Consider the following 24,594-nt stretch of genomic DNA (forward strand, 5'->3'; position numbering starts at 1 on the left):
CGGGCAAACGGACCGCACCGCGACATCATCAGAGACGTGCGACGGACGGCTCGCGGCCGACGCACTGATGTTTGCGAACCTGCTTGTCCGCGAATCCGAGGGCCCCGAACCTGCAGAAGCTCGCCCGGCAGTTCCTGACGACGACGTTCGCTGCGCACCCGTGGCTGCCGACGCGTTCCCGCCGGTCCCGGATGTCGAGCCACGGCCCGCCGGGCAGGCGCAGACGGCCCTCGCTGCGCAAGATGCGCCCACGACAGGCGAAGGCGTTGGCGTGCCGGTTGCAACCGGCACGCGCATGGCGACGACGTCCGCCGAGAACCCCACGGTACCGGAAACTTCCTCGTCACTCACCGCGCCCGACTTCGCAACCGCAGTTGCCGCTCCGGCAAGGCGGTCGTTCACCGGCGCTCACCAGACGCCCGACACGGAAGCTACGGTCCTGGCGCGTTTGCGCGAGCACATCACGCATCTGTTCATCGACGATGCCGCCGGCCGGGAACGCCTCACAGCGAGCCTCCATGACACCGTGTTGCCCGGTGTCACACTGAGCGTCGCGACGCAGGACGGTTACCTGTGCGCCCGCTTCGACTGCGTACATGCCATGCAGTGGCACCGCCTGTCGGATCTTCGTTTTGAGATCGCGGAACGCATCGCCGACGTTATGGACGCCGGCATACAAGTCCGGGTCGTTCACCTGAATGAACCCTCGTCATATCGCGACGCCCGTGCGGGAGACTCACGGTGACTTCGCCACAACCACTCCGGCTTGCGCGAATCAGCGCCAGCGAAGCGGCCGCGCGGACATCGCTGGCTGCCGCCGCCTCGGGCTTCGACGTATCGGGCGTGGGCGGGGGACTGACGTTCTCGCTCGTGCCGCTGAATTTCTGCGCGAATCAGGGTGCGGGTTTCGACGACACGCGTTACGTACGCTGGTCAGGTGCCCAGTTCTCCATCTCGGGGACCCAGGCACTCTCCCGCTACCTGGCCGTGCAGGCGTTTGGCGCGGTGGCGAGCGATCCACCGCAAGCGCTTCAAACGCTGGCGCTAGAGGGGTTCCTGTCGGATCTGGTTCAAAAGGCAGGCCTGCTGGGCCGCGGCATCCCCGAGTTCTCCACGGAAGCATCGACTGCGCCGCTGCCCTTCGCTTATCGATGGGAGATCCGGCCCATTGACGAGCGAGCCGGGACCGACGCAGTGATTCCCACCTCAATGTGTGGAGAACTGCGCTGCGACTCGCTCGGGCAACTCATTGCGGGCGGTGTCGCTGCGTCCCGACTGGGCGGCGACGTGCCATCCGGCGGACTGCATGCGGGCGACCTTCGTGTCAGAACGCGCCTGCATGTCGGAAATGCGCGCCTGCCGATCAACGTACTGCAAGGGCTACGTCCGGCAGATGTCATCCTGGTCGAGGACTGTACGTTGCGAGACGGGATCATGACGCTGCTCGTCGGTAATTCACACTGCTGGCGGGTGCGCTTGCAGAACCAACAATTGGTCATTCTCGGTGGGCCCACGAAAATCATGAATCTCACAGATCAACCCGGCGAAGCCATGTTCGCCGACGACGACACCTCGGGCGACTTCGATCTCGACGACGATATCGACGTGGACGCCGAGCCGCCGAGTCTCGACGAACTTCCCGTTACCCTGACATTCGACGTTGGCCAGCGCCATATGACCGTCGCGCAAGCCTTCGATCTCGCGGCCGGAACCGTGCTCGACCTCGGACGCCCCCTCGCCCGGGCGGTGAGCATTCGCAGCGCGGGCGTGCGAATCGGCGAGGGGGAATTGGTCGAGATCGACGGTCGCATCGGCGTGTCGATCACGCGCATCGTATCGCGCTCGGAAGAAGCATCATGATGGCGGGCGTCGATCCGGTCAGCCTTGCGCTGGGACTGGCGCTATTCTCGCTGCTGCCGATTGCCATCATCGTGTGCACGTCGTTTCTCAAGATTTCAGCCGTGTTGTTGATGCTTCGCAACGCCATCGGCGTACAACAGATCCCGCCGAACATGGCGCTCTACGCACTTGCATTGATCCTGAGCGCCTATGTCATGGCCCCCATCGGGGTACAGATGTACGACCGCGTGAGCGAGTTGCCTGAACAATCGCGCAACGTTCCCGCCATCCTGGCGCAGGTCAAGGCGGGCGCGGAACCCGTGCGTCAGTTCATGGCACGCAATACGCGACCGGAACAGCGCACATTCTTTGTCGACACCACCTATCGTCTTTGGGGCAAGGAACTGGCCAAGGACGTCAAACCGAACGATTTCATCATCCTGATGCCGGCCTTTCTCGTCTCGCAGATCAACGCGGCATTCGAAGTCGGATTTCTGCTCTACCTGCCCTTCGTCATCATCGACCTCGTTGTCTCCAACATCCTCCTGGCCATGGGCATGATGATGGTGTCCCCCGTCATGATCTCTTTGCCGCTCAAGCTCTTCCTGTTCATCATGCTCGACGGATGGACCCGCTTGATCCAGGGCCTCGTTCTTTCCTACGTGTAAGGTCATCATGACGCCCAGCGAAATCACCATGTATGTCAACCAGGCGCTGTATCTGTCGCTGCTGCTTTCCATGCCGACGATCCTGGTGGCATCCGTGGTCGGCACGTTGTTTTCCCTGTTCCAGGCACTGACCCAGATTCAGGAGCAAACGCTGTCGTACGGCATCAAGCTCGCCGCCGTTGGCGTGACGCTGTTCATGACCGCGCAGTGGATGGGCGCCGAGCTTTACCGTTACAGCGAAGCCGTGCTCGACGCGCTGCGCACGATTTACTAGCGCGCCATGCCGGATATCACGCTGCCCTGGTTCAATGATCTGGACGTCAAGTTGTTCCTGATCACCTGGTCGCTGTGCATTCCGCGCCTGCTCGGCATGGCGTTGCTGCTGCCTGTGCTGGGAGCCCAGAATTTTCCCGGCTTGCTCCGCGTCGGCATCTGCGGCGGCTTTGCCCTGCTTGTCATTCCGGCCACCGCGCCGCACGTTCCTGCCGGGGGCCTGAGTGCGGCCGTCATGGCGGGCATCGCGCTCAAGGAAAGCCTGCTCGGCCTGATGCTCGGATTCCTGCTGGCGGTACCATTCTGGTCGATCGAATCGGTTGGTTTCATTATCGACAACCAGTGCGGCGCGTCGATTTCCGCCACGCTCAATCCGTTCGACGGCCACGACACCTCGCCCTTGGGCGTGCTCTATTCGCAGGCGTTCGCCGCCTTTTTCATCGCCACCGGCGGGCTGACGCTCGTGCTGGGGCTGATCTACGAATCGTACCGGCTCTGGCCGGTGATGAGCGCCATGCCCAGGCTTGCCATCGAGAATGCGCCCGCGTGGCTCGGCGTACTCAACGGCATGATGGCGATCGCGCTCGCATTGGCCGCCCCCGCCATGCTGCTGATGTACCTCGCGGAAATCAGCCTTGCACTGATGTCGAGCTTCGTTCCGCAACTGCAAGTGTTCTTCATGGCGATGCCAATCAAGAGCGCGCTCGCCTTGTTTGTGCTGGCGGCCTATGGCACAACGCTGTTCCACTACGCGGACCGCGATATCACCGGACTTCGCGACGCGATTCCTCATCTCGCTCGTCTGATGGGGGCGCCATGAGTGAAAAGACAGAACAGCCCACGCCCAAGAAGCAGCGCGACGCACGCGAAAAAGGACAAGTCGCTTACAGCAAGGACTTCACCAAGGCGATGCTCACTGTGAGCCTGCTTGGCTATCTGGTCATGCGCGGCGACGTCATCACCGAGCAAATGCAGTCGCTCATGCTCGCGCCCGCCGCATTTCTGCATCTGCCATTCCGTGAAGCGCTGGCCGGCATCTACGGTCAGATGAGTACCGACGCGATGGCGCTGCTCGCCCCGTTCATACTCATCGTGATCATTGTCGGCATGGCATCCGACATCATGCAGGTCGGTCTCGTGCTTGCGTTCGAGGCGGCAAAACCGTCGGGAGACAAGATCAATCCCGCCACCAACCTGAAGAACATCTTCTCGAAGCGGAATCTGGTCGAATTCATCAAGTCGCTGATCAAGGTGATCGTGCTCGGCGTCGTGGTGATGCATATCGTGAAATCGTCGCTGCCGGGGCTGGTGACATTGCCGTCGGCGGGGGTTTCGTCGGTAGGCATCGCGTCCGGAATATTGCTCAAGGCGTTGCTGATTCCGATCGGCTTCGTGTTCTTTCTCATCGCCGGTGCCGACCTGCTGTGGCAGCGCTATTCCCACAACAAGGAATTGATGATGTCGAAAGACGAAGTCGACCGCGAGTACAAGGAGATGGAGGGAGATCAGGATGTCAAGCAGCACCGCAAATCCCTTCACCGCGAGCTGCTCGAGGAGGATGCGGTGGAGCGCAGTCAGTCGGCGTCTGTGCTGGTGACGAACCCGACCCACTTTGCCATCGCCCTCTATTACGTTCAGGACGAGACGCCGTTACCGCTGATTCTCGCCAAGGGCGAGGATCAGCTGGCACAGCGCATGATCGACGCCGCAAGGCGCAAGGGCGTGCCGATCATGCGAAACGTTCCGCTCGCCCGTGCCCTTTGGGCCGAGGGCAGCGTCGATCAATACATTCCCAGTACGCAGATTGCCCCCGTTGCCGAGGTCATCCGCGTGGTGTTGAACATGCGCAATGAAGGCAGACTATGAACCTCACCGAAACCTGCCCGGCGCTCGGGCAATGGATTCGCGACGCCGACGGCATTTCACCGGCGGAGTTCGACGGCGACCGCGGAATCCTGCTCATCGACGACCGCTATCGCGTTCACCTGCAGGCGTTGCGCCGTCATCTGTTATTGCGCTGCCGCGTCGCTACGCTGCCGGATGGCATCGAACGCGAGACGATGCTGCGCACGCTTCTGTCCGAGGCCACGCAGCGCTTTGAACAGGAGCCGTTTGGTCTCGCCGTCGATCCGGACGGGGAAGCCATCTGGCTGCAGGGCACGCTTCCGCTCACGATGCCTGCCTTGCTGCTGACCCGAACGCTCGACGACTTCGTGGGCGCGCTCGATGCGCTTCGCGCACAGGCCATCCCACTGCGCCGCCGCCACCCAGCCCCTCGCGCGCGGTCCGCCTGAATTCCGAGGACTACCGACATGATTGCCTCCAGCACCTCCCGTCTCGCCCCGAACCTCGCACCGGCTGCCCGCCTCCGGTTCGCGCAACGCGTTCGCCACCTGCGCATCCGCGTCGATCGTCTTCGCCCCGGAATTGCACGTGTCGTCGCCGCCCTCGCCATTGCTTGCGTTGCCACGCAAGCGCTGGGCGCGGCTCCCTGGCCGGAAGCGTCATACAGCTACTATGCCGACAACCAGCGCGCGTCGCGCGTGCTCCAGGATTTCGCCAGCTCATTCGGACTGACGCTGAAAATGAGCACCGAGATCGATACCCGCGCCAACGGACGCTATAACACCGCGACGCCGACCGAGTTTCTCAATCGATTCTCCAGTTCGCTCGGACTGACGTGGTTTACCTACGCCGGCACACTGTATATAAGCCGTAGCTCCGAAACCATCACCCGCAGCCTGAGTGTTCAGAACGCCAACGTGAGTGCGATCCGCACAGCATTGGGAGACCTCGGGCTGATCGACGCCAGATTTGGTTGGGGCGAACTGCCCGATCAGGGTGTCATCATGATTTCAGGGCCGCCGGCCTATGTCGAACTGATCGAGCGAACGATCGCTACGCTGCCGAAGAATACATCGGCATCCGGCCAGCAAATGGCGGTCTACAAGCTCCAGCATGCCGAGGTGAACGACCGGCAGATGCAATACCGCGACACGCAGTTGACGATTCCGGGCGTGGCCAGCATTCTGCGCAATCTTTTGCAGCGCGAAGGGAACACCACAAAATCAGGCGGCATGACGGTGCAAACCAATAAGCCGTTGCCGGGCCCAATGATGCCGCTAGGGGGTCTTGGCGGTCCGGACGCAAGCAAAGGCGGCCCTGCGCCGGGCGCGGCCGACGTGGCGGCGACCGCTCCGGCAGGCACCAGGCCAGACCTTGAGAACGCAGCAAAACCCGGCGGCGCCCGCGCCACCATCGAAGCGTACTCGTACCTCAACGCTGTGGTGGTCCATGACTATCCGTGGCGCTTCCCGCTGTATGAAGCCCTGATCAAACAGCTCGACGTTCCCACGGCACTGATCGAAATCGAAGCCGTCATTCTCGACGTCAAGAAGAGCTCCGTGGAGGAACTCGGGGTCTCGTGGGGCGGACGCCTGGGCGGTGTGGCGGCCGGACAGGGGCCGGTCACCGCGACGTCGGCCACCGGTACGATATCTCTCGTGGCGGGCGCGGTCGGGTCCGTCAACCCATCAACCATCATTGCGGACGCCGGCAACTACCTGTCGAGCCGGATCAAGGCGCTCGAGCAGTCGGGCGACGCCATCGTGCAATCCAGCCCTTCCATTCTGACGGTCGACAACGTCGGGGCCGTCCTGGACCTGAGTCAGACGTTCTACGTGCAGACCGTCGGCGAGCGTGTGGCCAACGTCACGCCGGTGAGCGCAGGGACCACGCTTCGCGTCACCCCGCGCATGATCGAGCGCAACGGTGTGCGCGCTATCCAGATGGTCATCGACATCCAGGACGGACAACTGGTGTTCCCGGACGGCCAGAATACGCTGCCCACCGTCGCCAACAGCACGATCAGCACGCAGGCCATTGTCGGCGAAGGCGAGAGCCTGCTCATTGGCGGGTACAACACGGACACCACCTCCGCAGCCAAATCGCGGGTCCCCGGTCTGGGTCGAATTCCCATACTCGGAGCACTTTTCGGCACGACACGGGATGAAGTGTCGAAACGCGAGCGCATGTTCCTCATTCGCCCCAAGCTGGTGGCACTGCCGGGATCGGTTCCGCCACCGGCGGCGCCGGTGCCGGGACCGACGCCATCCGCGACGTCGTCCACCACGGCGCCCGCCAGTCCTGCCGACCTCCCGTCAGCCCCGCCGGGCGCATGACAGCCGTACACTTCGTCGCCCGGGGGGCATGGAACCCGCCACCGCCCTGACGTTACCTATCTGTCATTGGTGGTTTGGGTTTCTCCTGAGGAGTTGAGCATGGTAGGTTTCATCAGGTCGCGCACACCGGGCGGCCAGACGCGCACGGACGAAATGCGCCAGCACACCGACAAGCCGAAATCGAAACTGTCGGCCTGGTTCGGATTGGCCGTTCGGCCACGTGCGAAAAGCGATACGCCCCCGGTTGCCAGCCCGATCCAGCGAAAGGCATCGGTCGCACCGACCACGAGGATTCAGCCTCGGGCAAGCGAGTCCGTGGCCGAATTGCACTCGGAAGTCAAAGGCTATGCTCGGTCGATGATGTTTCGACTGAGTGTCCCCGAGCAAGGGCGCGAAGTCGATCTGGAACTGCTGGGAAACGCGTTTACCCTGCCTTCCGATCACGATTTCAGCGATACCGAGATCGACGCGGCGATGATAGCCACGCTTGACCAGATGGCGATCGGCAATCCGGAAGCATCGTTGGCTTTCGAGGCCGCATTGGAGCAAGACGAGGTGCTGACATCCGTCCAGAAGTCGGACGTCGGCCGCTCGCTTGTCCGATGCGTTGCCGCGCTCCAGCAGCATTCCGCACTCATCATGCAACTTCATGCAGTCACCGGAGCATTGCAGGCGACCGAGTTGTCGTTCACCGGATGCATCGAACATCTCGATACGCTCGTCAATGTGTTGACCAGCCTGGACGAAATGCGTCGGACCACCGCCATCGCGCCGGCCCCCGATATTGACGGTATGGTGATGGATGTTGTGGAAAAGCTCGTGATGTCGATCAAGGAGCAACTCGGATCGTTGGCGCCAAACCAGCTATGTGATATCGCGGACGCCATCCGCGCGGTGACCACCAGAATTGGAGACAACCAAGGCGCCACGCCAGCCAGAGATCTGCTTCAATTTGCCGTCGCGAAGTCCCGGGCAGCGTACGAGACCGCCACGGCGTCGATGATCACTGCGTTGAGCGCTGAGCCCGGCCGGTCCGAGGCCATCGAAACTGTCCGCGCTGCGGGCCAGCAACTTGCTCGGCACACGCGTCTGCTGGGCACTATTCTCCCGCGGCTCCCGGATGCGCCCAGCGCAGAAGCGACGCTCGGCGCCGAACACCGCTCGGTGGACGACGCCATGCACGATGGCGTGCGCGAGGCGCTCTCGGGAATCGGCACAACAACGGCACGCCCGGCCGCATGCTTTGCATTGCTCAGTGCGATGGGTGAGGGAAAACGTCTGTTTTTGCACGGTCCGGACCATCGCCGCGCATCCCGATCGCGCGCGCTTGACGAAATCGATGCTGCCCACAGGCTCATGAGCACGCTCCTGTCTCAATGGGCGCCTCGGGAAAGCGGGTCTGCCATCGTCCCGGATCATGATGCGTTAGGTGGCACATGGCGCACCGGCCTCGAGCAGACGTTTGGACTGCGTCTATCTGAGCACGGCGAGGTTCATGACCTTCATCGCTATTCGAACGAGGTCTTTTCCGATTGGGACGCCTATGTCGCTCCGGTCAAGAATGATTTCCTGAAGATTGCGGCGAGAAGCCGGGCGCAGGGCGTCTCTGCGTTCGATATCGACGGCACCTCTTTTGGATCCGATCTACCGCGAACGCGATTCATCATTGGGAATGAGCTGCTGGATCCTCGTGCCGACCGCACCGGAAAGGTCATCGCCGATATTAAGGCCGCCATGTCGCGAGTGGCCGGCTTCAACTCGGAGATGGCGGCCAATATGGCGGCGTGGCTACATCAGGGCTCGATGGCCATGTTCATCAACCCCAATGTCCCTGGCCTGGACCGGAAGTCCCTCCGGCGCCTGAGCGCGGTATCCGGCTATGAATCGGAGATGCTGAGTCCGATTCACGGCCCCCGCGACGCGGACGCCGGCTTTACCTGCATTGTGGACCGGATGGATCGGGATCGGGTAAGCATCGAATTCCGCTTCATTTCCCGTGCTGAGAACGTGTTGCGCCCGGAGGCGCCGGAGCACGCGAAGCAAATGATTAGCGTCGATCCGGAAACCAATTTCTGGTTCGGCCGATACTCGGTCGTGCTGGGCCCCGACGGTACCGCCTTGCCAGACGGCCCCGTCGAGGTTCACCATACGTGGCGCGTTGGGCCCGAAAACAATGCGCTGGGAGCTGAAGAATGACCTTTGCGGCCATCAATCGCGCGTCCTCCCTGCAAACGTCCAATCCCCAGAGCCAGACGCCGGCCTCAACGCCCACGCACGGTCAGGCGACGACGCAGTTGTCCGCAGCGCCCAATCGTTCGACGCCCCCCCCCCGATTCTCGGCGCTCGGCACAGGACAGGCATCGGCCCCGCGAAGCCGCGCGTCGTTACTGCATCTGAAGCGCACCATTGGAACGAGCGCGGGCAGACTCGGGCATCGCATCCTCAAACGAACCGTCAAGCCAGGCGTCGGCCCGCGTCGCGCCTCGACTTCGGCAGGGATTGAGCGCGACTTGCGCCGACAACTCGGCGCGTTGCTCAGGGCGCCCGGAAAAGACTCCATCGCCCGCCAGATGAACCTGGGCCGGCTTAGGTCGCTCATGACACGGCTGACCTGGCTGGACGAGGCAGGCGTTATCGGTACCCCGATGTCTACAATGGTAACGGGGCAGAATCCACGGCAAATCTACCTGCGTCACATCATGAGCGAAGTCGTCGGAACGCTTGGCGACTCGCACCTCGCCGACGTCGTGTCAGGCAACCCGCTGCCCAACCCGCTCGACCGCAATGCGCCGGCCGTTCCGGCAAAATTCGCCAACGGCCTGCACAACATGATGTTCGAGAGCTTCAAGCAAATTGCCGTGGAATGCGCGAGCGCCGAACTGATGCGGCGTGCGCAAAGCCGGGAACCGGGCGACGCCGGGAATCAGACGGATGTCCCGACGAGGCCGAATGCGACGCCTGAGCATCACATTCCCATCGATACCGACGCCGCGCCACCCGCAACCGGCACAATGTCCGGAGGCCCGCTGCCGGACGCGCGCCCGCCATCGCCGCATTCTCCGCCGGAGCCGATGGCCGGGCCCCGACCGGAATTGGACGCCGCTTTCGACTACGGCAGCCAAACCAGCGACATCGACACGGCATCGTTCACTACGGACACGTTGACGTTCGACGGCACATCGACGATTCGGAGTGACGGCTCGGAAGCCGCTACGTCCGAGATCAGTTCGGACGACACCGCGCAGTCATTCCGATGGAGCGACTTCGTGGCAAATGTGAATACCGGGAAGCGCGGCGCACTGTCGGAAAAATCGCAGCGGGCCCTGAACCAGTTCTCCGTGGCGCTCCACGATTACTTTGATCTGGCCGCCTATGTGCTGACGCCTTCGTGGATCGACGACGGCAGCCAACCGGACGGCGACCATGACACCCTCATGGCGAGAATGGAGTTGTGTCTCAGGTCACTGTCGAACACGTTTACCAGCGCACAGTCCGGCACCAGCCCCACGCAACGCGACGAAATTGCCAAACAGATTTCCCGGATGGTCGCTCAGTACGCGCAGACGCTCCCCCCCTTCACATTCGCATCATTGCTTGCCGCGAGCCAGTTCTCGAATCCCGGCTTCCGTCAAGACGGCGTTACCCCGCGTACGCTGAACATGGCTCGCAACAACGAACCCATGGCGTGGCATAGCGTGATCACCGCCGAGTTCGCCAAATCGGCCCACCTCGTCCCCGACAAGCTGACTGCCGCGCTCGCCGCCCTCCCGGTGGGCCAGGCAGTGGAGTCCGGTAGTGCGCTGCCTGCTAACACGGCGTTGGAGCGCGCCAACGCCATGCGCGCATTCTCCCGCGCGGCACGTCAATGGCCGCACCTGGACTGGGGTTGGATACCGCAAAGCACCCTGGCGCATCTGACCGAAGCGCTTGAGGCCAGAGGTGACGACGAGTTCCGTATGTTCCAGGAAACGGTGGCCGGTGCGATGCACTTGCCCCAGCATCTCTGGGTCGATCAGGCGACGATGCTCGTAGAGGCGCATCTTGAAAGGCAGCAAGCCGCGCGTCAGGAACCCGAGGCCCAGGTGTCCGAAACGAGCGAATCGTCGTCGAACACGGCGGCGATCAATGGACCGTCTGACGGGGACGCGGTAGCCGGCAGCACGCCGTGGCCATCTCCCGTGAGTCAGCCCGACGCCGGCCATCGCGCGTGATCGTCATCCCCACCCGTTAGCGTAAACAGCATGGTAAAGATCCGCACATCGACGCATGGTGACAATCAGGCATCCGGGCGCACATCCGACGACGTCAGAGCTAACGCCGCCGCCGAGCCGCCACCGACACGCTTCGCCGGACGACCTGTCAAGGTGATCGATGAGGTCGCCGCGGTGCCGCGTGCGGCGCCCCGTAGCGTGGACACGACTGCCGCTCGCACCCCGGCGCGCTTCTCCGGCACGGCAAGCTCGCGTTCCGCGTATGCTCCGCAGGACTTACGCAGACGGATGGGATACCTGCAGTGCCAGATGATTCAGTCATGCCTGAAACACTCCGGCAGACTGATGGCGACGAATCTTGCGTTGACGGAACCGCGCTTTGTGGAGTTGCTTTCGGAGGCGCGAGCGAGCGAAGCCCTGACGGTTCGGCATTTTCATCGGATTACCCGGCGACAGGTGGCCGGGCTGCCCAACGGAGCGCTCAGCGCCTTGGTTCAGGTCGGCTCGCATGTCACCAACGGACCGGATTCCGGCATCATGCCCGACGCCATGCTCAACGACATCGCGCAGGACCGTGTTCAATTCGAACACTTGATTCTTCGTGCCATCTTCAGTGCTGGCATCGATTCGCTTGACGAACGTCTTTGTCATGAAAAAGACGGCGCGCGTCAACAAGCGTTGGACGAAACGCGCAACGCCCGGCGGCAAATCCGTCAAGGGCATATCAGCGCGAATGGACCATCGCCGGAATTCTCGATCGGTAGTTTCGGTGTTCGGCTCAGGGATATCTGGCATCACCGATTCATACGCCTTCGGCCGTTGATCGAAGCGGTTCTGGCGCACCCCCAGGCGTTCGAGGGTCGAGACGCCCTCCCCATTGCGCTGTCAGCGAGCCTGCTCAACGATCCCTCTCGTGCCGTTCTGCACGGCAGGGCACTGCGCGTCCTTTCGGGGGACGCGCCCGCCTGAGACGCACGGCCCTGATGGAAAGCACCTTCCCTATCCCTGTGAATTTGTGTGGAACTCACCTCTCGTGACGGGTACTCAGTGGTTAATTGAATTGGCATCCGTATGAATGATCGACGTCCGAACGCAGCACACCATTCTTTTTTCAGGGGAAATTGAATCATGATGATCGACGAACTAATCACGCAGATCGGCTCCGTCATCGGTCTCCCGACGCTCAAGCTCGATGAGCGCGGTCTGGCGTGTGTTCGCATCCAGGACGCACCCGACTTGAATCTGGAGTACGACGAAGCGGCGCAGTGCCTGCATCTCTACAGCGTTGTGGGAACCGTCGGGCAGCACAGCCCTGCATCGATGCTCACGTCGCTGCTGGTAGCAAACGCCTTTGGCGCACGAACGGGTGGTTCGACGCTGGGAATCGACGACCTGAACGGCGATCTCGTGTTGTCCACACGCATCGAAACCAGCCAGATGCCCCCGACAACGCTGCTCAACATTCTGGAGCGGTTCGTTCACAATGCCGAACAGTGGACGCGGCGCATCGCCAATGGAAATCTCGATGGAGACGATGAATTCGCCACCAGCAGCCCCATGCCGGACGCCCCCCAAATGGCCGTCGGCGGACAGTGGGTGTGACGACCTGGCACATGCGCCAACCCGAATGGACCACGCGCCTGGGACTGGCTGGACTCACCGCTTGTATTTGCTTTGCGGTGACCTTGCTTTTCGGTGCACTGCCTGACGAGGCGAGAAACGCGGAAGTTCGCACGGTCGTCAACAACGAACTGGCGGGGGTGAGGCAAACGTTGGTGTTCCGTCTGGCGCTGGGGTCCCGATTGGGCGACATGCAAAATGGTGACCTGTCGTTTCGCGACAGTTTCTTGCGCGTGCCTTCGCTGCTGTCATTGCGCGTGCTTGCCGCCAATGGTGAGGTGATTCACACCGAGTACCGTGACAGGCAGACCGCGCTGGACGATTCGGCGTCGACGCGGCACGCGCGGCCTTTCTTCGCAGGGCAAACGCCCGGTCGCGGCGAGACCGTCACGGCGACAGTCGTGTCCCCACTCGGGGCGCCCGGAGGCTATCTGGTCGCGACATTCAGACGGCATGAATACAACGCCCCGTTAAGCGCCTTTACGCAGGCCGTCGCCGGGTCGCTGATCATTCTCATCGGGTGCTGCGCCCTGGATGCCGTATCGCGTCGACGCGCGCGGTCTCGAGCGTTCACGATACGCACGTGACGCCGCTTGCCCGCCGCACGACCTCGCTTGTTTTCAGTAGATTCATTCGAATGCCTTCCCATTCCGGTGTACCGGTGCCCGACGAGCTGTCGGACACGACGCCTGCAAGATTCGCACGATTGCCCGCCGCGTACCGTCGCACGCAATGGCAGTGGACGATCGCAGGCATTTCCGCATTGGCCATGGTTCTCTGCCTCGTCGCGTGGCAGACACTGGCTCACATCACCCTTGCGCAACGCGCCGGTGTGCAGTTTCGCGCGCAGCGCAACGCCGCGGCGCTTGCTCAGCGTATCTCGCACGCTGCGGCCACCGGGATGCCGATCGCCCGCATCAGCCGCATAGACGAAGCTTTCGAGAAATGCCTGCTCTCCGAGCCTGACATTCAATCGATCCGGCTTCTGAATCTGAGCTCGGGAAGTGTAATTGCGCGGGCCGATCGTGCGCCCGCGGTCCATGCGCATCCGCTGGAGGCCACGAGTGAAGTGGTCATCAACGGTACCGCCAGGTACACGGTGCGGGTGAGTGCCGCGTGGACGCCAGGAGAAAGCACGTCACTGATGCAAACCGTCTGGCTGTTCCTGGTTGCCCTGGCGAGTGGCGGTTGCATGATCTACGAATTCATGCGCTATCGGCGATGTCGCGACGTAATCGAGGATAAACCGGCTGCGGGACGCGCGCGGCGAATCGAATGGCAGCGGATGGCCGATGACGCGACTCGACGCTTTGCGCGGGTGCTCGTTGCCACGTCGCTCGGCGCAATCCTGGCCTGGTGCCTTCACGCAAGCGCTCCGATGTTTGCGGCTATCACGCTCGGCGCCATTGTCGGTACCCTCCTGTCGCGCGGCCTCGATCGCTATGGTCTGCCCCGGTTTCCGCCAATTTTCCTATGCCTTGCGACGGGCTGTGTCCTGATGGTGCTTGACTTGCCGGAACCCTGGTGGGGAATAGCGCCTGTCGCGGCAGGCGTCCTGTTGCTGGACACGAGCAGCGCCGACGCTTTCGTGCCGACGCAGCGCCTGGGTGCTGCGCGCCGTTTCCATTCGGGGCTGCCCGGGTTCGACGCCGCCATCGCCACCGGGTTGCTGGTGGGCGGCCCGGTTTGGGGCATCGCGCTGGCCGTTGCCGCGCCCGCCTGGTGGATGCCGCTGCTACTTCTGGTTCCTGCGGCGTTTGGCGCCGCAATGTCCGCGTCGCACGGTCCCGACCGGTTCGTGCGCGCACACGCAGGCGACCTCACCCCCACACCTGCACTCGTTGCCGCTGTTGCGCTAACAGGGGTCGGACTCGGGCTCGTCGCACTGACGCCAGATGCGACTTCGCCCCACGCACTTCACACCTTTCGGGCCTTGAACCCTGATTGGCGCGGCATGCTCCTATGTTTCGTGATCTGGCTGGTGTTGCAAATTCGCTGGCATCCTTTGCATGGCATGACGGCGATGCTACTCGCGTCCGTCGCCGCACTCTCTCCCATGCTGGCGCCCGATTGGGAGATCATCGCACTGGTCGGAAAGGCTTATCTGCTGGGGGAGGCATGGCGCGCTGTCTCGCGACTGACCGGCGTTGCCGACTGGTGTCACCGGGGATTCTGGTTTGCGGTAACTGCAATCGCCGCGGGGTCGATCTGGTACGTCGTTGATCTGCTTACCGCTTCCGCGCCGTCAAGCGATTACGCATTCGGCATGATGGGCCTCCCCATGCTACTCGGCGCGTGGGCCATCGATCGTTGGGTGGAGTGGCAACATGACACTCCCTGATGTCTCACGGTTTGCCGCGACCTTGCGCGGCATTCGCCTGTCCCTCGCGCTCGCGCTTGCCCCGCTCGCAGCCATTGCCGCGCAGCCGTCGCCCCATATCGTCATGGTCACGCCGCGCGGTATGCACGAGGCGGAGTTCGCCTTCCTGAGCTATTTCAGGCAACGTGGGGTCGAGGTTCGACTTACCCTGCTGGAATACGATCAGCCGTTGCTGCTTCAGTCCCGTATCCGGACGCTCAGGCCCGATCTGGTCTACACGTGGGGCACACCGGCCTCCCTCGCCGTACTGGGACAGTTCACCCAACGCACACATTCACCCGGGATCAGCGATATTCCAGTGGTATTCGCTGAGGTTGCGGACCCCGTCGGCTCCCATCTGCTTCCCCGGCTTTCGGTCCACGGCCCCAACGTTACGGGGGTTATCCACATCGCCCCCATGGCTGCGCAACTCGCCGCATTGCGGACGTTCAGACCGTTGCGGAAAATCGGCTACCTTGCCAATCCCGCCGAGCCCAACACGCTGACGACTGTGGCGGAACTCCAGCGGGCGGCGAAACGCGAGCCTTTCGAGCTCGTCAAACGCGCATTGCCCCTGCACGACGGGTCGCCGAGCGCGGCCGACATCGATCCCCTGGTTCACGAACTTGCCGATGCCGGCATCGACATGCTCTACGTCGAACCGAGTACCTTTCTGGCATCGACCTATCGTGATGCCCTCATGAACGCTGCCCTCAAGTGGCGCGTACCAACGTTCTGCGCAACGCAGAGCATTGTGCGCAAGTCGGGGTGCCTGATGGGACTGGTCTCGGACGAGGCCGACGTCGGCCGGCTGGCTGCGGCCAAGGCCTACGCCATACTTCATGACGGCGTGGCGCCCGCAAACATTCCGGTCGAGTTCGTCCACCGCTATACGCTGATCGCCAATTTCGACACCGCGCTGCGCCTGGATATCGAACTGCCGCTGGCGCTGCTGGACGTCGCACAGCCGTCGCATTCCCGGCCGTTGCCTCCGTAAAACAACGCCGGGAAGGAACTGAAGCGCGCCTGACGTTACACAAGGCCGTAAGCGGTGAAAGCGCCGCAACGAGACCACCATGGCGACTTCAAGAATCGATCCCCAATCTGCAATCGGGCGTGTTCCCCCTCGCGGGCGCAACACGACGACCGGCACCAGACAGCGACTGTTTGGTCGGGATCTGACGGTGCGCGCCAACGCAAGAGCCCAATCCGTGCTCAAGCGACTCGGCGGCGGTCGCCTCGGCTCGGCATCTCGCCGGCCTGTACTGGACAGGCGCGTGCGCGGCGGAAAGGCGCGCGAGAAGGCCGATATCGATACGGCGGACGAATACTTCGGCATGCTCGACGAGGGCGCGGACCCTCTTGCCCGAAAATCCCTGGAGCAAAGCTGTCTGAACGGGGACAACCCTCGTCAATCCGCACGCCAGTGGTATGAAGACCCTGCCGAGCAATATGCAGCACTGGAGAAGGTGCTCGAATCCAGCAGCGTATCCAACGATGCCGTCGTGCGGGCGCGGATCGAAGATGCGCTCGCCGAACTCCTTGCCGAGGAGGGCGATGCAATTCATGCCACGATCAATTCGGCAAGGGCTGCCACCGAGTTCGCCGAGATAACACAAGGCGGTGCCTCCGATGCGCGGGCCATTACGCAGACTTACGACGATATTGTGTTCGATCCGGAACGCAACCTCGCGCGGGTGCTGAATCTCGTGGTCGAGCGATTTCCCGGTCGCCCATTGAGCGGGGCGATCTCCGCAATCCGGCGTGCGCTGGGAGACGATCTCTCCGCACGCAGGCAATCCGCGCCGGACGAGCGATTAAGACTCCTGGTGTCAGACCTTTACTACGTGAGTGTAGCTACCACCGTGTTACTCACATGCACGCAGTTGGCCGAGCGGATTTCTGCGCAAGCGCCCGAAGGGGCGACCGACCATGGCCTCACTGACGAAGTATTGATGCGCAGAATCGCACACTGGACGATCGATCGCTGGCTGCCGTCCAACCGTGTGACGGAACTGGTCGACATGCTGCCGGACGATGGCGTCCCTGCCAGGATCACGCTGATGTCGGGCCTGCGCAAGATCACCGCCGCGCTGCCCGATCAACTCTATATCGACAAGGATCACCGGTTCCTCGTGGCCGACACGGTCCAACAGGTGCTTGACGAAATCATCGACGTGGAGATCGATGACCTTGCGATTGACGACGCCTTCGACGACATCGTTGTGATGGATCAGGCTGCCCCGATCTCCGCCGCGTCACCGGACGCCATCTCGACGCACGCGAGTTCGTCGCCTCGAACGGAGTGAATGAATGAGCCTCTCGCAGGAAGTCCGCGCTTTCGGTCTCTCGTTGGGGTTGACCGAATGGACCTTGAATGCGTCCGGCGTGGCGGAAGCCGCGCTCGGCGACGATTACATCATCAGCGTGGAGTCGCTGGGCGACGACGCCATCGTGCTCGCCACCTGGCGACGCCCATACATGGAAGCGTCGGCCATGGAGAACTTGTTGCGAGGTGCATGGCTCCACGAGAACACGCCGCTTTTCGACGTCATGCAGGTGGGCGTGCTGCACCAGGGCGCGGATACCACCGTGATTCTTGCGCGCCGCGAGGCCGCATCCCGTCTGAATTCAACGCTTATGGAAACCTGGCTGGCGCATTTCATGGGCCTTTTCGATGCCATTGAGGGTCATGTCGCCTGAGGAGATGCCATTTCATGTCAAGCCGTATCGACGCTGCCGCCTTGTTGAACTTCAGTCGCGGCATCGAACTCGTCGTCAATCGCGAGAACGACATCCGATCATTGCCACGCGTCACGCAATCGATGATCAGTGTGTCGCCGGGTCGCGCGAAGATCGACGCGCTCCTGCGAAAACCTTCGCACGAGGAGCGACTAATGGGGCTGCTCAGACCCAACCTGCCGCCAAATCTTCTGGACGCTCACGCTACCGAGCAATCGCTCGTCGCGTTGACTCAGAGTCTTCGGCAAGCCGCGGCGGCCGGCGGCGAGCACGCACAGATACTGCGGCGCGCCGCGGCCATTGTGTCGGAAGAGTCCAAGTCGAGAGAGTTGGTGGGTGCCTACAAACGTGCCCTCGTTTCAGCATGACGTCGCCCAAGAAATCCCGGCCGAGACTCGATCCTCAGCAAGTCACGCTGGCGTTGTTCCTGGCACATACGTACCTCGAATACCACTTGCCCGCAAAGGCCAACGCGCTGCTGCACGCACTGCAGGTGAGCGGCGCCGCGACCGGAAATGTCTATGTGCTTCGTGCCATTGCGCTGGTGAGAATGGAGAAGCCGGAACAGGCGCTCGCCTTGCTGGATGAAGCGGCGCTCAAGGGAGAGTTGGCGCCGGGCTACCACCTGGTTCGCGCTCAGGCGCTCGCCGTGTCAGGCCGACACGGCGAGGCCACCGAGGCCTTTCGATGCTTTATGGACAGCCCGGAGAGCGCGTATGCACCGGAGACGCCCGGGCAGGGAATTCTGCGCGATCGACGCATTTCACAGGACTGACGCATCATGCCAACGCTGCACCGAAAACTACAACGTCTGGTGGAATTCATTACCAGCCGGAATGACCTGATCCTGGCAGTGGTGGTCGTGGGCATCATCTTCATGATGATCCTTCCGCTGCCAACGCCACTTGTTGACGCACTAATCGCCACCAACATGAGCCTCTCGGCCATCCTGCTGATGGTCGCGATGTACCTGCCTTCACCGCTCGCATTCTCCTCATTTCCCACGGTGCTTCTGGTGACCACGCTGTTCCGGCTGGGGATCAGCATCGCCACCACACGGCTGATCCTGCTCAATGGCGATGCCGGACACATCGTGGATACCTTCGGCAATTTCGTCGTCGGCGGCAACCTGGTCGTCGGCCTGGTGGTGTTTCTGATTCTCACGATCGTGCAGTTTGTCGTGATCACCAAAGGGGCCGAGCGGGTGGCCGAAGTGGCCGCGCGCTTCTCGCTCGACGCCATGCCTGGAAAGCAGATGTCGATCGACGGCGATCTTCGCGCCAACACTATCGACATGGAGGAAGCCAAACGTCGACGCGCCATCGTCGAGAAGGAGAGCCAGTTGTACGGCGCGATGGACGGTGCGATGAAGTTCGTCAAGGGAGACGCCATCGCCGGCCTGATCATCGTGGCCGTCAACCTCGTCGGCGGCATGATCATCGGCACCGTGCAGCGCGGTCTAAGCGCCTCCGAAGCCGTTCATATCTACTCGATCCTCACCATCGGCGATGGCTTGATCGCGCAGATTCCGGCATTGTTCATCGCCATCTGCGCAGGCATGATCGTGACGCGCGTGTCATCGGATACGGGCAAACCCAGCAACATTGGCCGCGATATCGGTGAGCAGATCCTCGCTCGCCCACGCCCGTTGCTCATCGGTGCCTCGACGATGCTCGGGATGGCGTTGATCCCGGGTATGCCCACCCTGACGTTCCTCGGTCTTGCCGTCCTGATCGGCAGCGTCGGTTATGGACTGTCGCAGCCAAAGCGACGCGGGAAGGACAGCCCTGAGGGCATTGACGACATGCCCGGCGCGCAGGGCGACGCGGCGAAAGACAAGAGCGGCGCTGTCTCGGATGACGAACTGACCCCCACCGTGCCGCTCTTGCTCGACGTCGCCGAGGATTTGCGCAGAAGTTTCAGCGCGAAACAATTGAACGAAGAGCTCATTGCAATTCGACGCGCACTTTACTTCGATCTTGGGGTGCCATTTCCCGGTATTCAACTTCGCTTCAATCAGAACCTTCCCGCAGGCACCTACAGCATTCTCCTCTCGGAAGTGCCTGTCGCCGAGGGTCGGCTGCGTCCCGATCACATTCTGGTCAGGGAGAGCCGCAACAACATCGCCGCGCTCGGGGTGGAGATCGAAGAAGAGGCGCAGTTCCTGCCACACCTTCAAAGCTTGTGGGCACGCAGCGAGCTACGCGCACGGCTCACCGACGCCGGCATTCAGTGCATGGACAACGCGCAGATCCTGGGCTACCACCTCTCGTTCGTGCTCAAGAAACACGCCGCCGACTTTATCGGTATCCAGGAAACGCGCGCGTTGCTGACGTCGATGGAGTCGCGATTCTCCGAACTCGTCAAGGAAGTCACGCGGATCATGCCACTGCAGAAGATCGCGGAGATCCTCCAGCGGCTGGTTTCCGAGAGCATCTCGGTGCGAAATCTGCGTGCCATCATGGAGTCGCTGATCGAGTGGGGACAAAAGGAGAAGGATTCCGTGCTGCTCACGGAGTACGTTCGTGGCACCCTCAAGCGCCAGATCTGTCATCGCCACACGAGCGGGCAAAACGCGCTTCCGGCCTATCTCCTGGCCCCCGATCTGGAAGAGGTCATTCGCGGCGCCGTTCGGCAAACTTCCGGCGGCAGCTATCTCGCGCTCGACCCCAATCTTTCCAAGCGCGTGGTTGAACAGGTTCGCGAAACCGTGGGCGACAGCATGGCTTTACTGCACCCGCCCGTGCTGCTTACTTCGATGGATATTCGGCGATACGTGAGAAAAATGGTCGAGGCGGAATGCCACGACCTGCATGTGTTGTCGTATCAGGAATTGACGCCCGACATCAATATTCAGCCCCTCGCACGCATCGAGGTCGCGGCATGAGACGCCTCACGTTGGCGTTCCTTGCCGGCCTGGGGCGCGTCTCACACGCGAGCGTCGACGTCATGTGCACTGGCGACCTGACGGAACAACGCGAGAAAGCCGCTGAGTTCGAAGATCTCGCGCGCCATGCCATCGAGCCCGGTAATCAGCAAATCGCCGCCGTGCGTGCGCAACGTACGGCCGGCGTCGAGCACCACACGCAATCCCGCCGAACTGATGTAACTGAGCTCGGAAAAGTCGAATACCAACTTCTCGGGCGACTTCGCCAGCACTTCCTGCACTTGCCGCTCAAACTCCGCTGCCGCCGCACTGTCGAGCCGTCCGCTAACGGAGGTGACGAATGTGGGATGCGTAGTGTCGGTAACGATTCTCACAGAACAACTCCTGGAAAGGAAATTCGGAACGCCTTCTGCTACTGAAGCGGCCGGAGAAAAAACATCATGGACCAGAACCCTGCTTCTCTCGAACCCCGTGGAGCCCTGCACATTCTTAATGGGCACCATGCCGGGGTAGTCGTCGAGCTCAACGACTTCGATCATCTGAGCGTCGGCTCCGGCGTCGACAACGACATCATTCTTGCCGACGACACCATCGAAGCCCAGCATGCGCAGTTCAAGCGCGACAAGGCCGGATGGCGCATTCTTGCCAGCGCGGCCGTGACTCGACAGAACGGCTTGGCCGTTGAACCCGAAACTTGGAATGCCGCCGACGGTGCCTTGCGGCTAGGTAACATTTGGCTTGCGTTGGTTCCTGAGGGCGGCACGCCGCCGGATCTTGCGTCAATCGAGCACGGCGCGCCCGCCATGGGCGTCGATAGCGGCGAGCAGGAAAGCGCGATACACGACGAAGGCAGCGCGATGGTGCCTCCCACATTGCCCGCCAGTCCGCCGAAGGCCAGACGCCCCGCACGCTGGCGACGTTTGCCGATGGTACTGGTACCGGTGCTCCTGTTGCCTGCCGGACTGCTCCTGGGCATGACACAACGCCCCGGCACTTCGCCATCCGAGGCGGTCATCGCCCGCCCGTTGCCCGAGCTGGATCCCGCGCTCGCGAAGCTGTTGCAGGCACCGCGCTGGCGCGATCTCAAGGCGACCCCTCAAGAGGACGGCCGGGCCGTCATCCACGGGTGGCTGCCGGACGAGGGATCACTCGAGGCGTTGTCAATGCAGTTGGCTCGGGTCAAACCCCGGCCGATACTTCGCATTCGCACCGACGACGGCACCCGCGAAGCCGTCAAGACGCTCGTCACCGAGCTGGCGCCAGGACTTCACTCCGAATACGCGAAGAATGGACACGTCGTGCTGAGCGGCGCTGCCGCGGACGAACAAAGCGTTGACGGGGTTGTCGCGAGACTCAAGAAGCAGATCCCCGAACTGAACGTGAAGACCGAAGGCATTGAATATCTGCCCACGGTCGTCGACCAACTCCAGAAGACATTGGAGGCCGAGAAAATTGCTGGCGTTCGCGCGAGCTGGGATGGCCGCCAGGTCAAATTGACCGGCACGGTGTCGCCTGTTTCGGAAGCCCGTTTGCAAACGTTGCTGCAAGCATTCGACCAGCGCTACCGAAGCGCCATCCCGTTCGAGGCAACCCTCACGCGCGACCTCGGGCGATACGGTACCGGCCTGCCCTTCGCCATCCGCTCGGTGGTCGGAGGCAACGCGCCATATATTGTGCTCGAAGATGGAACCATGCTGACCCCTGGCGGTACGTACGCAGGTTGGCGGCTCAAAGACGTCGACGCCACCAACCTAACGTTCGATGCACCTCAACTGCTTGTGGTCAAACGATGACACTACACCCCACGCTGCCCGCCGCCGGGCAAGGGTTGTCGGGCGCGACGACCCGCTCACCCGGCTTCTCCACCGACCTTGAGCTTCGCCTTTCGGGCCCTGGTGGCGAAGATCACGCCAGAGCGTTGATCGCACGATGCAATGCGCGCCGCGCGCTCATCGATGCCGCGCTGCGCAATCCAATGACGCAAGCGAACTTCGAGCATCTGCGCGTTGCCAGTCGCGCGTTGAAGCTCGCTTGCGAAATTCTCGAGAACCGATCCGAAATCCGCTGACTCTGGAAATTACTCATGGCCACACCCAACGCAGGTTCTGTCGACGCCCTTACATTCGGCGTTATCAACGACACCGTATTCAATGTCGTCAAGAGTACGGAAAGCAATTTGAAGTCCACGATCAGCGGACTTGGCGAGAATCCGACGACGACAGATTTGTTGATGGTCCAGCAGGGCGTTCAGCAATGGACGCTAATGGTCCAGATTCAAAGTACGGTTACCAAGGAAATCGGCGATGCAATGAAGGGCATCATTCAGAAAGCCAGTTGATTGAATGCAAAATACTTGGCTAACGAGGGAAAACACTAACAAGAGAATCACCAATTATTTAGCATCCTGAGACTTTAGTCCAATGACAATGGGTTTTTCGTCTCCTACGATGAGCGTTATCGAAGCTGAAATGAAGCGATGTCCTGACACATCGCCCACGCTTGAACGAGTGACGCAGGATATGCGCACTCTTCTTAAATCCGGGGGTAGCCGTGGAGACAAATCTCGCCAACGTTGAAAATGTGGTGCTGTTTGCCAGACTTTACGAAGCTCATGGTCGACGGATTTATCGATTCATATTGAGACACATTGGCAATCATGGCGATGCTGAGGATATCACCCAACAGGTATTCCTCGATGCCTCGCGTTGCCACGACTCATTTCGCGGGGAATCAGAGTATTCGACGTGGCTATATGGTATTGCCCTGAATCAGATAAAGAATTACCTCAACAGATCTCCAGGCCGTCGCTATTCATTTGAAGAATACAATTCTCTTGAAGATACACACACATCCAATAACGATGTAGAAGGCATTGCTGTTCAAAACGAGCTGTTCAATATCATTGCAACGCAAATAAACAATCTTCCCAATGACATGCGCGATATCCTGATGGCCGTGGGCCTGAAGGAAATGTCGTATGAGGAGGCCGGTGCGCTGCTGGGCATCCCGATCGGAACGGTGCGCAGCCGCCTGTCGCGAGCCAGGGCACTGCTGCGTGAGCGCATGCGCGCTTGCGGCGCGGGATTGGATGAGTGACCGTCAGGCGATGAAACCGGACGCGGCACAAGTCTCGCCGCGCGTATGCAGGCTATCCAGCCTTTTGATAGTCGGTATCTGCGCGAGCGCCATGGCGAACAGCGCCCAAGCCGAGATCTATTTCCGCGACGCCGGGCGCCATCGCGTCGTGCTGAGCAATCGCAACGACGACGGCAAATGGACGCCGCTGATCAGGGTGGCAAGTCACACGTACGCGGGGTATTCAAAAAGAAGCGAAGGTCGGACGCGCACCGTTCCGACCGAATTCGACTCGCTTATCCAATCGAGCGCAGCGCAACATAATATCGATCCATCGCTGCTCAAGGCCGTGATTTCCGTTGAATCGTCGTTCATCCCTTCGGCAGTGTCGCCCAAGGGCGCCGTTGGTCTGATGCAATTGATTCCGTCAACTGCGGCCCAATACGGGGTCGTCGCCGACGCGCAAGGCTCGATCGCGGATAAGCTCACCAACCCCGAGACCAATGTGTCTGCCGGCGCCCGCCATCTGCGCGGCCTGATCGAGCGGTTTCCCGGCAATCTTTCGCTCGCGCTGGCTGCCTATAACGCTGGGGAAGGCGCGGTGCGCCGGTACGACAACCGGCTCCCGCCCTACGAAGAAACGCATCGCTATGTAAGCGAGGTATTGGCGCGCTACGAACAATTCTCGGCGCAACACGGCAAGTGATGCGGGGCTCCGCTCGCGACGTCGCGAACTTTT

General features: G+C 61.7%; 26 protein-coding genes. 25 read left to right on the forward strand and 1 reads right to left on the reverse strand.

Annotation, left to right across the window (positions count from 1 at the left end):
- Positions 1–67: 67 nt before the first annotated feature.
- The 20 genes from LV28_RS43210 to sctV all read left to right on the forward strand — a co-directional run bounded on the left by LV28_RS43210 (position 68) and on the right by sctV (position 20,780).
- The gene (locus LV28_RS43210) at positions 68–745 is read left to right on the forward strand and encodes a hypothetical protein (RefSeq protein WP_144347400.1); all 678 of its coding nucleotides are present in this window, start codon (positions 68–70) and stop codon (positions 743–745) included.
- The gene (sctQ, locus tag LV28_RS43215; RefSeq protein WP_023597379.1) at positions 742–1,860 is read left to right on the forward strand and encodes a type III secretion system cytoplasmic ring protein SctQ; all 1,119 of its coding nucleotides are present in this window, start codon (positions 742–744) and stop codon (positions 1,858–1,860) included. Before LV28_RS43210 ends, sctQ begins: the two co-directional genes overlap by 4 nt.
- Entirely contained in the window at positions 1,860–2,507 is a 648-nt protein-coding gene (sctR, locus tag LV28_RS43220; RefSeq protein ID WP_031627393.1) for a type III secretion system export apparatus subunit SctR, read from the forward strand. Before sctQ ends, sctR begins: the two co-directional genes overlap by 1 nt.
- Before the next feature lie 7 nt (positions 2,508–2,514).
- Positions 2,515–2,781: a type III secretion system export apparatus subunit SctS gene (gene sctS / locus LV28_RS43225; protein ID WP_023597381.1), complete on the forward strand. Its 267-nt coding sequence runs from the start codon at positions 2,515–2,517 to the stop codon at positions 2,779–2,781.
- Positions 2,782–2,787: 6 nt separating this feature from the next.
- Complete coding sequence (gene sctT / locus LV28_RS43230; RefSeq protein WP_023597382.1) at positions 2,788–3,600, forward strand: type III secretion system export apparatus subunit SctT; 813 nt, start codon at positions 2,788–2,790, stop codon at positions 3,598–3,600.
- Entirely contained in the window at positions 3,597–4,646 is a 1,050-nt protein-coding gene (sctU, locus tag LV28_RS43235) for a type III secretion system export apparatus subunit SctU (RefSeq protein ID WP_023597383.1), read from the forward strand. Before sctT ends, sctU begins: the two co-directional genes overlap by 4 nt.
- Positions 4,643–5,074 carry a CesT family type III secretion system chaperone gene (locus LV28_RS43240; RefSeq protein WP_023597384.1) on the forward strand — a complete coding sequence of 144 codons (432 nt, stop codon included), beginning with the start codon at positions 4,643–4,645 and terminating at the stop codon, positions 5,072–5,074. The genes sctU and LV28_RS43240 overlap by 4 nt, the downstream gene beginning before the upstream one ends.
- 291 nt (positions 5,075–5,365) lie before the next feature.
- Positions 5,366–6,961 carry a type III secretion system outer membrane ring subunit SctC gene (sctC, locus tag LV28_RS43245; RefSeq protein WP_160117971.1) on the forward strand — a complete coding sequence of 532 codons (1,596 nt, stop codon included), beginning with the start codon at positions 5,366–5,368 and terminating at the stop codon, positions 6,959–6,961.
- Between the two features lie 99 nt (positions 6,962–7,060).
- The gene (locus LV28_RS43255) at positions 7,061–9,157 is read left to right on the forward strand and encodes a hypothetical protein (RefSeq protein ID WP_058371692.1); all 2,097 of its coding nucleotides are present in this window, start codon (positions 7,061–7,063) and stop codon (positions 9,155–9,157) included.
- The gene (locus tag LV28_RS43260) at positions 9,154–11,172 is read left to right on the forward strand and encodes a hypothetical protein (protein WP_155765761.1); all 2,019 of its coding nucleotides are present in this window, start codon (positions 9,154–9,156) and stop codon (positions 11,170–11,172) included. The genes LV28_RS43255 and LV28_RS43260 overlap by 4 nt, the downstream gene beginning before the upstream one ends.
- 30 nt (positions 11,173–11,202) lie before the next feature.
- Complete coding sequence (locus LV28_RS43265) at positions 11,203–12,141, forward strand: hypothetical protein (protein ID WP_147291609.1); 939 nt, start codon at positions 11,203–11,205, stop codon at positions 12,139–12,141.
- A 159-nt stretch (positions 12,142–12,300) separates the two neighbouring features.
- Positions 12,301–12,774 (forward strand): type III secretion system chaperone, encoded by a 474-nt coding sequence (locus LV28_RS43270; RefSeq protein ID WP_023597389.1) that lies wholly within the window; start codon positions 12,301–12,303, stop codon positions 12,772–12,774.
- Between the two features lie 200 nt (positions 12,775–12,974).
- The gene (locus LV28_RS43275; protein ID WP_147291608.1) at positions 12,975–13,379 is read left to right on the forward strand and encodes a hypothetical protein; all 405 of its coding nucleotides are present in this window, start codon (positions 12,975–12,977) and stop codon (positions 13,377–13,379) included.
- Positions 13,376–15,133 (forward strand): hypothetical protein, encoded by a 1,758-nt coding sequence (locus tag LV28_RS43280; protein ID WP_147291607.1) that lies wholly within the window; start codon positions 13,376–13,378, stop codon positions 15,131–15,133. The genes LV28_RS43275 and LV28_RS43280 overlap by 4 nt, the downstream gene beginning before the upstream one ends.
- On the forward strand, positions 15,120–16,148 hold the full coding sequence (locus LV28_RS43285; protein ID WP_058371695.1) for an ABC transporter substrate-binding protein: 1,029 nt from the start codon (positions 15,120–15,122) through the stop codon (positions 16,146–16,148). The genes LV28_RS43280 and LV28_RS43285 overlap by 14 nt, the downstream gene beginning before the upstream one ends.
- Before the next feature lie 79 nt (positions 16,149–16,227).
- Entirely contained in the window at positions 16,228–17,460 is a 1,233-nt protein-coding gene (locus LV28_RS43290) for a TyeA family type III secretion system gatekeeper subunit (RefSeq protein ID WP_081326942.1), read from the forward strand.
- 4 nt (positions 17,461–17,464) lie between these two features.
- The gene (locus tag LV28_RS43295; protein WP_038620116.1) at positions 17,465–17,854 is read left to right on the forward strand and encodes a hypothetical protein; all 390 of its coding nucleotides are present in this window, start codon (positions 17,465–17,467) and stop codon (positions 17,852–17,854) included.
- A gap of 14 nt (positions 17,855–17,868) precedes the next feature.
- Complete coding sequence (gene sctX / locus LV28_RS43300; protein WP_023597395.1) at positions 17,869–18,261, forward strand: type III secretion apparatus assembly protein SctX; 393 nt, start codon at positions 17,869–17,871, stop codon at positions 18,259–18,261.
- On the forward strand, positions 18,258–18,668 hold the full coding sequence (locus LV28_RS43305; RefSeq protein WP_048806535.1) for a hypothetical protein: 411 nt from the start codon (positions 18,258–18,260) through the stop codon (positions 18,666–18,668). The genes sctX and LV28_RS43305 overlap by 4 nt, the downstream gene beginning before the upstream one ends.
- Positions 18,669–18,674: 6 nt before the next feature.
- A complete protein-coding gene (gene sctV / locus LV28_RS43310) occupies positions 18,675–20,780 on the forward strand; it encodes a type III secretion system export apparatus subunit SctV (protein WP_038620114.1) in 2,106 nt (701 codons plus the stop codon).
- A 41-nt stretch (positions 20,781–20,821) separates the two neighbouring features.
- On the opposite strand, the gene LV28_RS43315 is transcribed toward sctV, so the two are convergent.
- Positions 20,822–21,154: an STAS domain-containing protein gene (locus LV28_RS43315; RefSeq protein ID WP_048806534.1), complete on the reverse strand. Its 333-nt coding sequence runs from the start codon at positions 21,152–21,154 to the stop codon at positions 20,822–20,824.
- Between the two features lie 66 nt (positions 21,155–21,220).
- Here LV28_RS43315 and sctD point away from each other — a divergent pair, with 66 nt between their 5' ends.
- The 5 genes from sctD to LV28_RS43335 all read left to right on the forward strand — a co-directional run bounded on the left by sctD (position 21,221) and on the right by LV28_RS43335 (position 24,561).
- Complete coding sequence (gene sctD / locus LV28_RS43320; RefSeq protein WP_038620112.1) at positions 21,221–22,573, forward strand: type III secretion system inner membrane ring subunit SctD; 1,353 nt, start codon at positions 21,221–21,223, stop codon at positions 22,571–22,573.
- Positions 22,570–22,848 carry a hypothetical protein gene (locus LV28_RS48865; protein ID WP_147291606.1) on the forward strand — a complete coding sequence of 93 codons (279 nt, stop codon included), beginning with the start codon at positions 22,570–22,572 and terminating at the stop codon, positions 22,846–22,848. The genes sctD and LV28_RS48865 overlap by 4 nt, the downstream gene beginning before the upstream one ends.
- Before the next feature lie 15 nt (positions 22,849–22,863).
- Positions 22,864–23,118 (forward strand): EscF/YscF/HrpA family type III secretion system needle major subunit, encoded by a 255-nt coding sequence (locus LV28_RS43325; protein WP_023597401.1) that lies wholly within the window; start codon positions 22,864–22,866, stop codon positions 23,116–23,118.
- Positions 23,119–23,330: 212 nt separating this feature from the next.
- Entirely contained in the window at positions 23,331–23,876 is a 546-nt protein-coding gene (locus LV28_RS43330; protein WP_158443211.1) for an RNA polymerase sigma factor, read from the forward strand.
- Positions 23,869–24,561 (forward strand): lytic transglycosylase domain-containing protein, encoded by a 693-nt coding sequence (locus tag LV28_RS43335; RefSeq protein WP_081326943.1) that lies wholly within the window; start codon positions 23,869–23,871, stop codon positions 24,559–24,561. The genes LV28_RS43330 and LV28_RS43335 overlap by 8 nt, the downstream gene beginning before the upstream one ends.
- The last annotated feature ends 33 nt before the right edge of the window (positions 24,562–24,594 follow it).

The organism is Pandoraea pnomenusa (assembly GCF_000767615.3).
Lineage (GTDB): Bacteria > Pseudomonadota > Gammaproteobacteria > Burkholderiales > Burkholderiaceae > Pandoraea > Pandoraea pnomenusa.

Excerpts from the sequence above, each read along its gene's own strand:
- LV28_RS43210 (WP_144347400.1), top strand. The coding sequence starts at position 68 with ATGTTTGCGAACCTGCTTGTCCGCGAATCCGAGGGCCCCGAACCTGCA.
- sctR (WP_031627393.1), top strand. The coding sequence starts at position 1,860 with ATGGCGGGCGTCGATCCGGTCAGCCTTGCGCTGGGACTGGCGCTATTC.
- sctS (WP_023597381.1), top strand. The coding sequence starts at position 2,515 with ATGACGCCCAGCGAAATCACCATGTATGTCAACCAGGCGCTGTATCTG.
- sctT (WP_023597382.1), top strand. The coding sequence starts at position 2,788 with ATGCCGGATATCACGCTGCCCTGGTTCAATGATCTGGACGTCAAGTTG.
- sctU (WP_023597383.1), top strand. The coding sequence starts at position 3,597 with ATGAGTGAAAAGACAGAACAGCCCACGCCCAAGAAGCAGCGCGACGCA.
- LV28_RS43240 (WP_023597384.1), top strand. The coding sequence starts at position 4,643 with ATGAACCTCACCGAAACCTGCCCGGCGCTCGGGCAATGGATTCGCGAC.
- sctC (WP_160117971.1), top strand. The coding sequence starts at position 5,366 with ATGAGCACCGAGATCGATACCCGCGCCAACGGACGCTATAACACCGCG.
- LV28_RS43255 (WP_058371692.1), top strand. The coding sequence starts at position 7,061 with ATGGTAGGTTTCATCAGGTCGCGCACACCGGGCGGCCAGACGCGCACG.
- LV28_RS43260 (WP_155765761.1), top strand. The coding sequence starts at position 9,154 with ATGACCTTTGCGGCCATCAATCGCGCGTCCTCCCTGCAAACGTCCAAT.
- LV28_RS43265 (WP_147291609.1), top strand. The coding sequence starts at position 11,203 with ATGGTAAAGATCCGCACATCGACGCATGGTGACAATCAGGCATCCGGG.
- LV28_RS43270 (WP_023597389.1), top strand. The coding sequence starts at position 12,301 with ATGATGATCGACGAACTAATCACGCAGATCGGCTCCGTCATCGGTCTC.
- LV28_RS43285 (WP_058371695.1), top strand. The coding sequence starts at position 15,120 with ATGACACTCCCTGATGTCTCACGGTTTGCCGCGACCTTGCGCGGCATT.
- LV28_RS43290 (WP_081326942.1), top strand. The coding sequence starts at position 16,228 with ATGGCGACTTCAAGAATCGATCCCCAATCTGCAATCGGGCGTGTTCCC.
- LV28_RS43295 (WP_038620116.1), top strand. The coding sequence starts at position 17,465 with ATGAGCCTCTCGCAGGAAGTCCGCGCTTTCGGTCTCTCGTTGGGGTTG.
- sctX (WP_023597395.1), top strand. The coding sequence starts at position 17,869 with ATGTCAAGCCGTATCGACGCTGCCGCCTTGTTGAACTTCAGTCGCGGC.
- LV28_RS43305 (WP_048806535.1), top strand. The coding sequence starts at position 18,258 with ATGACGTCGCCCAAGAAATCCCGGCCGAGACTCGATCCTCAGCAAGTC.
- sctV (WP_038620114.1), top strand. The coding sequence starts at position 18,675 with ATGCCAACGCTGCACCGAAAACTACAACGTCTGGTGGAATTCATTACC.
- sctD (WP_038620112.1), top strand. The coding sequence starts at position 21,221 with ATGGACCAGAACCCTGCTTCTCTCGAACCCCGTGGAGCCCTGCACATT.
- LV28_RS48865 (WP_147291606.1), top strand. The coding sequence starts at position 22,570 with ATGACACTACACCCCACGCTGCCCGCCGCCGGGCAAGGGTTGTCGGGC.
- LV28_RS43325 (WP_023597401.1), top strand. The coding sequence starts at position 22,864 with ATGGCCACACCCAACGCAGGTTCTGTCGACGCCCTTACATTCGGCGTT.
- LV28_RS43335 (WP_081326943.1), top strand. The coding sequence starts at position 23,869 with ATGAGTGACCGTCAGGCGATGAAACCGGACGCGGCACAAGTCTCGCCG.